Annotated in this window: 5 protein-coding genes, 1 tRNA gene and 2 pseudogenes; 4 read left to right on the top strand and 4 right to left on the bottom strand. The window is 45.9% G+C overall.

The annotated features are described in order from the left end of the window. A pseudogene (locus RLO19_RS13645) lies at positions 1-109 on the top strand (IS200/IS605 family transposase); the annotation flags it as partial. A 24-nt stretch (positions 110-133) separates the two neighbouring features. Here the strand turns inward: RLO19_RS13645 and RLO19_RS13640 are convergent. Then, a pseudogene (locus tag RLO19_RS13640) lies at positions 134-373 on the bottom strand (ergothioneine biosynthesis protein EgtC); the annotation flags it as partial. Positions 374-436: 63 nt separating this feature from the next. Between RLO19_RS13640 and RLO19_RS13635 the strand changes: the two are divergent. Continuing rightward, a complete protein-coding gene (locus RLO19_RS13635) occupies positions 437-1,072 on the top strand; it encodes an ABC transporter permease (protein WP_446357167.1) in 636 nt (211 codons plus the stop codon). A 112-nt stretch (positions 1,073-1,184) separates the two neighbouring features. On the opposite strand, the gene RLO19_RS13630 is transcribed toward RLO19_RS13635, so the two are convergent. Then, complete coding sequence (locus RLO19_RS13630; protein ID WP_446357165.1) at positions 1,185-1,829, bottom strand: ABC transporter permease; 645 nt, start codon at positions 1,827-1,829, stop codon at positions 1,185-1,187. Between the two features lie 207 nt (positions 1,830-2,036). Here RLO19_RS13630 and RLO19_RS13625 point away from each other — a divergent pair. Beyond that, positions 2,037-2,108 (top strand) — tRNA-Asn (locus tag RLO19_RS13625). Between the two features lie 68 nt (positions 2,109-2,176). On the opposite strand, the gene RLO19_RS13620 is transcribed toward RLO19_RS13625, so the two are convergent. Together RLO19_RS13620 and RLO19_RS13615 are read right to left on the bottom strand one after the other, a co-directional pair. Continuing rightward, positions 2,177-3,256 (bottom strand): tetratricopeptide repeat protein, encoded by a 1,080-nt coding sequence (locus tag RLO19_RS13620; protein WP_446357163.1) that lies wholly within the window; start codon positions 3,254-3,256, stop codon positions 2,177-2,179. Between the two features lie 117 nt (positions 3,257-3,373). Next, positions 3,374-4,033: an RNA polymerase sigma factor gene (locus tag RLO19_RS13615; RefSeq protein ID WP_446357161.1), complete on the bottom strand. Its 660-nt coding sequence runs from the start codon at positions 4,031-4,033 to the stop codon at positions 3,374-3,376. 290 nt (positions 4,034-4,323) lie between these two features. Between RLO19_RS13615 and RLO19_RS13610 the strand changes: the two genes are divergently transcribed. Then, positions 4,324-4,920: a glyoxalase-like domain protein gene (locus RLO19_RS13610; RefSeq protein WP_446357159.1), complete on the top strand. Its 597-nt coding sequence runs from the start codon at positions 4,324-4,326 to the stop codon at positions 4,918-4,920. Positions 4,921-5,409 lie beyond the last annotated feature (489 nt).

The following is a 5,409-nucleotide window of genomic DNA, read 5'->3' as shown; positions in this document are numbered from 1 at the left end:
TGTTTTATGGACAGGCGCTTATTTTGTCGCTAGTTGTGGCGGTGTTACCATTGAACAGCTAAAAGTCTACGTTCAAAGCCAAGATTGTCCGGATTCATCCCATCGCTAAAAGCGAGGGTCTTCTCCGGACGCTAAGATAACGGCTCAATTCCGGTAGATTCGTATCGTTCCAGATGGGTAGCGTATTTTTGTAGGTAAACGGCTCAACATCCTGATTTAAATGATACCAGCCAATGCCCAATCCATCAGCGTTGACGACACCCGATTTCATCTCCTTTGGTAAGTAACTTTGGACAACCAGGGAATGTTCAGGTTTATACAAAAGCTGATCTAGTTTGAGAGGGGAACCTAGGTAGCCTAGTAATCGGCACATGCTTATTGGTTTATATCCTATTCCATTGAATCCATTTATATTTTAGGCTGAAATGAAATCCTGATGAACTATATTATTAAAAATCCTGAAGATATTGTTCAATTACTGCTCGAACATCTCCAGATGACGGGTTTAGCTGTACTGATTGCTGTCGCGATCGCGCTTCCCTTATCCTTACTGATTACTCGCTACCGTTGGCTGAACATTCCCATTTTAGGTATTCTGGGCATCCTCTACACCATACCGAGTCTAGCGCTAATTATTCTGCTTGTGCCACTTTTTGGGTTGAATCGTCAATCGGTAGTGGTGGCGATGATTCTCTATACCCAAGTGATTCTGGTACGAAATTTTTTGGTAGCATTACAATCAATTGAGCCCGAAATCTTAGAAGCCGCACGCGGGATGGGAATGAATTCCTGGCAACGGTGGTGGTGGGTACAAGTTCCCCTAATTTTACCCATTGGCATTGCCGGAATACGTCTGGCAACAATTGTCGCGATCGCGATTGCCACAATTGGTGCTAAGTTTGGGGCTGGAGGATTAGGATTACTACTGTTTGAGGGAGTTTCTCAGAATCGCTACGATAAAATTTGGGCGGGGGCAATTACCGTGGCGATTTTGGCGTTTGCTTTAAATGGTATCTTGCTGGGATTACAGTGGCTATCTAATCCGCAACGAAAAATTCAGGGGATGACATGACACCATTTGGTATCATTTATTTTTCCGCAAATCCTTAATGTCGATATACTCCCTCATTTTATCTTGCACAGACTTGAGGGTATCTAATCGCCTCGGTTCTATAAAACCTGTTTTACGTGCTGTGGGAGGATGTCAATCGTTGTAGAATACTCAAACTCACCTCCGCAACTAATGCCAATATTGCCACAGGAATAGCACCTACCAATAGAATACTTTGATCATAAAGCGCAAACCCCAACACAATAAAACTACCCAATCCCCCTGCACCAATAAAAGCAGCTAGAGTTGCGCTGCCAATTACCTCAACTGTAGCGGTTTTAATCCCAGCAATGATTATCGGTAAGACTAAAGGAATTTCGATTTGTTGCAAAATTTGCCCGGGAGACATCCCCATCCCTTTGGCAGCTTCGATGATGGTGGGTTCAATATTGCGAAAGGCTACATCTGTGCTGATCAAAATTGGTGGTAGTGCTAAAAGCGTCAACGCTACCGCCGCCGATTTAAAACTTAGCCCCAAATAGGGAATGGCAACGAATAAAATCGCTAAGCTGGGAATGACTCGTAAACCATTGACGGCATTAATCAAGACAGTTGAGGTGGTTCGCGATCGCGCACTCAGCAGCCCTAACGGTAAACCCAGCACTAGGCTGATTGTCAGTGGCACGAGTACCAATAGCAAATGTTGCCCTAGAGCTTCCCTAAACTTGTCTGGATGACTGGCAATATAATTTAGAACTTCGGCAAACGTCTGAAACATCTGAGTTTTTCATACGGATAGAGAGAATCTCCCAAAAGGTTTTAATCACAAGGGTTTCAGCATCTTTTACTTCAGCGAAATGACGGGTATGGCTGGGAAACAGAAGGTGTAACCGTGGAGGCTCTGAAAAAAATTTTGCCAAAGGACTTGCCAAATTATCCTTTTACTGGGTAAGATTAGTAATCGTGGCAAGCGTTGAAGTCATGATCCTCAGTAGCTCAGTGGTAGAGCGGTCGGCTGTTAACCGATTGGTCGCTGGTTCGAATCCGGCCTGGGGAGTTAAAAATTAGCTGATAGCCCCAAGCCAAAAGCTAAACCGGCACAATGGTAGTAGCAAAACTAGCAGTTCAATCCCCTCTGTCATAAAGGATTTGGGCTAAATCATTCCGTAATAAGGCTTCTTGCTGAGTTTCGCCGATCGCGTTGGCGAGGGCGATCGCTTGTTCGTAAAATTGCCGCGTTTTAGATAGATTGCCTCTGGCTAGGTAAAATTCGGCAAATAATCGCAGTGAAACCAACTCTCTGCTTAAGCTTTCCTGTTCTTGGGCTAAGGCTAAATGTTGATTGAGATATCGAATCGCCAGCAAATCAGGACCAATGATACTGTAGGATTTCGCCAATCCACGCAGGGCGCGAAACTGATTGGGAATATCACGGCTATCTTGTGCCAGTTGTAAGGTATATCGATAGGAGCCAATTGCATCTTTGTAGGAGGCGATCGCGAAATAGGCATCACCTAAATTATTACGGGTATTCGCTTCTCCCAAAGGATCGCCCAATCGCCGCCGCAAGGTTATCGCCGCTTTATACTGCTTAATCGCCTCTAAATAATCACCCGCACTAGCGGCGACTAAACCCAGGTTGCTCAAACTAAGTCCTTCCCCTTCGCGATCGCCCACCGTGCGAGCAATCGTCAGGGCTTCAGCAAAGCTTACTTGGGCGGCTTCCAGATTTCTCGATTGCAGCAGTACAGTGCCAATGTTATTCAAGGCATAAATTTGTCCCTGAAAGTCTTGTAGGAAACGGGCAACCCCTAACCGACGGCGTAGGGACTCCTCCGCTTGGGAAAAGCGTCCCAAATCAGCATAAGTCAGACCGATATAATTGTAAGCTAAGCCTTGTCCTTCAAAATCGCCGATTTTCTGATAAAGATCCAGCGCCTGTTGCCAGTAAGCGATGGCTTTTTGCCAATTTTCTTGACGCTTTGCCTCTCCTCCTAGGCGCAGAAGTACATCCGCTTGATTTCTTTCTTCCCGTTGAAGGCTCCTATTCAAGGGAATCGTCAATTGATCTTGTAAGTCAAAACCCTCGGTGTTGTTGGAGACGGTTTGACTTAGAGCCGGGTTACTCAAGATCAGTACCGCCCCAGAAATCAGAGCCATCGCACAGCGATGCATCACGTTCACCGAGAGATATCCTCTGTTCATTGATTGATGATTTTTTGTTCTGGATAGGGAATGTCTATTCCTAGTTTAACGACTCGGGAGTTTGAGGGGCTGTAAGTCTGATTCTTGGTGAATCAAAGATTACAGCGCCAGAGGATGTCACACGGGTACAGCATTGGATTCGGACTTATCATCGGCATTATCCGCCGCTTGCTGTAAGTAAATCTCGCGAATATCATCGGGTAAATTTGCCTCTAATAGCTGATACCCTTGCTGGAGTTGATTTCTGACTTGAGCGGGTGAGATCGCTTCCCCTTCGGCTTGTAAGTAGGCGGCGATGCGGGTTTCACTCCACTTAAAGGTTAAAGCCATAATGATGATTAACCGCATTAGAGGGGGTAACTGTTCTAATGCTGCCTCCAGATAACACCATAATGGGGGTGGTGCAGCTTGCAGGGTATAGTGAATGGACTCCACTGGGGGTAACTCCGCTTGATTGATGCAGACTGCTGTCATGTTAATCAGCCAGCTTTGGAAGGTATTAGACTCACTCGCCGCCTCTTTGATAAAATCCATTCCCCGTAGTTCATAGAAAATATGACGCCAGGTGAGGGCAAAGAGGTAGTCGGCTTGCACGGGCGATCGCGCCGAATGACGAATTAAGGTATAGACAATCGGACTATAGCGGCAGAAAACCGCCGTGAAATACTTTCCCTGTTCCGGATAGCGCTGAAACAGAGTTACCAGTTCCCGATCACTGTAGTGAAACAGGGATTTGACTAGCGGATGGTTGGATTCAGAAAAATGTGGAATATGCACAGTGTTTACGTTCTAGCTAGAATTGGTGAATGCACGGTGTTCACTCTCAAGCAGATGCCTCCCTTATGCAGGTTTTACCCCTTCGGTTGAAGATTTAACGGTGAGTTGCTGACGCCTATCATCCTTAGTGTGTGAGTTTTACGTCCCGCAGGATTAGCTGATGTCGTTTACCTTAGCTAAAATTAGTAACATCTAGTAACATCTATAGGACATCGGATGGTATTCATCATAAACCTGTAACAGAACAACCGATTCGTCAAAGTTAAATCAACTCAACATCGCTTGTCAGAATGATTCTATCAGTTGATATTATTGCCTTTCGACTACCATTCCTGCCGTTTGGCGCTTTTTTACCGTCTCTGCCACTCGATAGCCTTTTTTCCACCCAAGGCATTATGGTTATGCTCTTGGCAGCTTACGCGGTGGCGATGTGGATGTTTCTCACCAGTGCACCCAAAGTACATACCATTATGGTGTCTGATGTGGAGGTGGCACGACAGTTTTATGAAGGCTTGCTGGAGTTGTCCGCCGCAGAAGTTCCCCTACACTACTACTACAATTATGAGCAAACCCTAGGCGCAACCGGGATTGACCCCTTCTATCTATCCACCAATACTGGAACCACGAGTGCAACTCAACTACAAGGAACTGAGGGACTTTGGTATCAGCTTAAAAAAAATACCCAACTCCATGTCATTTCCGGTGCTAGCTATGGGAATAAAAATCGACACCGCCATGTCTGCTTTGATCATGACTGCTTAGAACAAGTGTTGATGCGGGTACAAATGCGACGCCTCAAGTATAAGGTTCGCACTCAAAAACCGCTGAACTTTTTAGTTAAAGATTTAGAGGGGCGCGTTATTGAAATGGCAGAAGTCTCCAATTGAGCCATCATCGTTAAAGTTAGCAATAGGTAAGAAGTATAGACGTTCCGTGGGAACGTCTATTATTTAGTGTCTGCTGAATAAGTCTGGTGGAGGGAGCAGGGGGAGCAATGTAGAGACGCCCCATGGCGCGTCTCTACTTCCCGTGAAAAGTCAGACAGATCCCCGACTTCGTAGGAGTTGTCGGGTATCTTGCTTGAGGCTGTACCTCATCAACCACCAAATCTGCTGTATAGCAACCGCCATAGCGGTTAGGACACATCATTTGGTAGAGACTCCTCCGGCGGAACGTCTGGAACAACAGTTCGCTTGTCCTATATCGATGTGTCTACTGCTATATTACCAAATTAGTTGACTTCTCCCCCGGTTAAAACGCGGGGGATTCTAAGAGGATACTACGGGACGAACTAAAGCCGCGTCCCTTCGTTTTGCTCGTCTTCTTAGAGTTCCAGAGAAAAACCCTGGATGGCGCAGTCAAAAACGCCCTACTGA

The sequence above is a fragment of the Coleofasciculus sp. G2-EDA-02 genome (assembly GCF_040226375.1).
Taxonomy (GTDB): Bacteria; Cyanobacteriota; Cyanobacteriia; order Cyanobacteriales; family Coleofasciculaceae; genus Coleofasciculus.
This window is presented reverse-complemented; position numbering and strand designations above follow the sequence as displayed.

Excerpts from the sequence above, each read along its gene's own strand:
- RLO19_RS13610 (WP_446357159.1), top strand. The coding sequence starts at position 4,324 with ATGATTCTATCAGTTGATATTATTGCCTTTCGACTACCATTCCTGCCG.
- RLO19_RS13630 (WP_446357165.1), bottom strand. The coding sequence starts at position 1,829 with ATGTTTCAGACGTTTGCCGAAGTTCTAAATTATATTGCCAGTCATCCA.
- RLO19_RS13620 (WP_446357163.1), bottom strand. The coding sequence starts at position 3,256 with ATGAACAGAGGATATCTCTCGGTGAACGTGATGCATCGCTGTGCGATG.
- RLO19_RS13635 (WP_446357167.1), top strand. The coding sequence starts at position 437 with ATGAACTATATTATTAAAAATCCTGAAGATATTGTTCAATTACTGCTC.